Annotated in this window: 1 protein-coding gene; it reads left to right on the top strand. The window is 60.9% G+C overall.

What is annotated here, in order from left to right:
• Positions 1 to 1,234: 1,234 nt before the first annotated feature.
• Positions 1,235 to 1,426 carry a hypothetical protein gene (locus E3O50_RS18265; protein WP_134558612.1) on the top strand — a complete coding sequence of 64 codons (192 nt, stop codon included), beginning with the start codon at positions 1,235 to 1,237 and terminating at the stop codon, positions 1,424 to 1,426.
• Positions 1,427 to 1,801 lie beyond the last annotated feature (375 nt).

The raw sequence follows: 1,801 nt of genomic DNA, 5'->3' as shown, positions 1-1,801 counted from the left end.
GCAACACCAACCCGCCGCGACTACGGCACACTAGAACAACACGAGAGTGGCCCTGTTTTCAGTTGGCAGAAGTGGCCCTGTTTTCAGTCGGCGTTAACACGCCGCCCTCTCGCGCTGTCGGCGTACTAGAGCGCAAGCATCACGCAGGCCGATGAGTCAACCATTGGACTACAGCCAGGAATGTCCCGCTAACGCGTAGCAACGTGATCTCTCAACACTGGGCAGAGCGCACCGAAGGGACTCCGCGCGGCGCTCGTCAAGCCGTCGTCGACATGCTGTCCCTCGGTAGCCCCAAAGCCCACGTCACGCGTCCCGCATCGAGTAGCGCCCAACGACCAAGCGGCCGGCGAAGTTGCCATGGGTCGACAGGCGTGACTCCCGAGAGCCAGACACTCGCCCGCCCCTCCCCATCCTTTTCCATTTCCATTTCCATTTCCCCTTCCAGCATCGAGGGCTCGTGTACGCCTCGTCGAGTTCTCGTCGAACGCTGTTCCACGGAATCCAAAGCATCCACACGCACCGTCTCGACCTTGGGGCGAGGAAGAGCAAAGACCAACAACCAGAACGGCCGGCAAGCTATTCGCAGACCCAGGAGCGGATCTCTCGAAGACCAGGGGTGCGCCCTCCCCTTCCATTTTCCCCTTCCACTGGTCCTTCTCCTTCTCGCATCGAGGGCTCGTGTGGACATCCGCGAGCCCTCAGTGAACCCTCACCGAGTCCTCGTCGAATGCGAACGACAGACCCGCGAGGTCTGCGCTTGTGGGCAGGCTTCACGCGCAAGGAAGGGGCACAAGGGGAGACTGATGAGCAACGCACCTCTGGCAACCGGACAACTCACCCGAGCGGACCTGTGCGTGCGCTAGGCAGCAGCTGCCGCTTCGGCTCCGATCCTCATGCATTGGTCGCACGGAGTCGGATACTCGTTGTGCAATGCACAGAAGCCGGACCCGTCGCCGGCCCGCGGCGGCAGTGGCAGTGTTGCTACCGGGGCGACTTGCGAGGCGGTAGCCATGAGCGCCAACCTGAGATTTCCGCAATCCTTGCACGGAAGGTCTGTTCCATTGGGATGGCGGCTGCAGAATGGTGGGCGAACTCGCCCCGTATGACTCACTGGGCCCATAGCTCGGTTGAGGCTCTCCCGCGTCCCACTCTTCGCTGATGCCGCACTTTCTGCGGCGTTTGGACCCCAGGGTGGGATCGGATGTGCCACCTTCGAAGGACGATCGATCTTCTGGTGAACAAGCCAGTTCACGACCTCGAAGTACGTCTTTCTTCCGGAGTCGTAGGTGCGAATACGACCGGCGTCCACAAGTTCGTCGAGGTCCTCCTCGATCATTTTGCGCGTCACGTTGTCCTCAAAACGCCAGAGGTCGCCCTTCACAACTCGCGCATCGAAGATATTGCGTCCATTGTCATCAGCAAATAGCCACAGTCCAATCCACGTGAGACGCGCTCGCAAGCTCAGAGCGACCACATCGTCGCTCTGGAAAAAGGCCGGCTTAATGGTTCGAATGCGGGCCACTAGGACTCAACCCTTCCGCATCGGGACCGGAAGTGGCCGGTTGGTGTCGCGGCATCCGACCTGGGCCGAACGACTCGACGAGCTGTGAAAGGACTATCGGCGCCGCACTCTAGTGCTGAAAAGGAGACGAAGAACTTGGAAGCCTCCTCGAGGTGGCAACGAGATCGGAGCTGTTCACGCCTGTCGGCGGCCATGACAAGCTGCCCATAGGCGGCCATGGAACTGCCCGCTGACGGCCAGTAGAACTGCCCGCTGGTGGCCATGAGATCTGCCCACTTC

This window comes from Cryobacterium sp. MDB1-18-1 (assembly GCF_004402735.1).
Taxonomy (GTDB): Bacteria; Actinomycetota; Actinomycetes; order Actinomycetales; family Microbacteriaceae; genus Cryobacterium; species Cryobacterium glucosi.
Note: the sequence above shows the minus strand (reverse complement) of the source record. Positions and strands in the feature narration are given on the sequence as shown.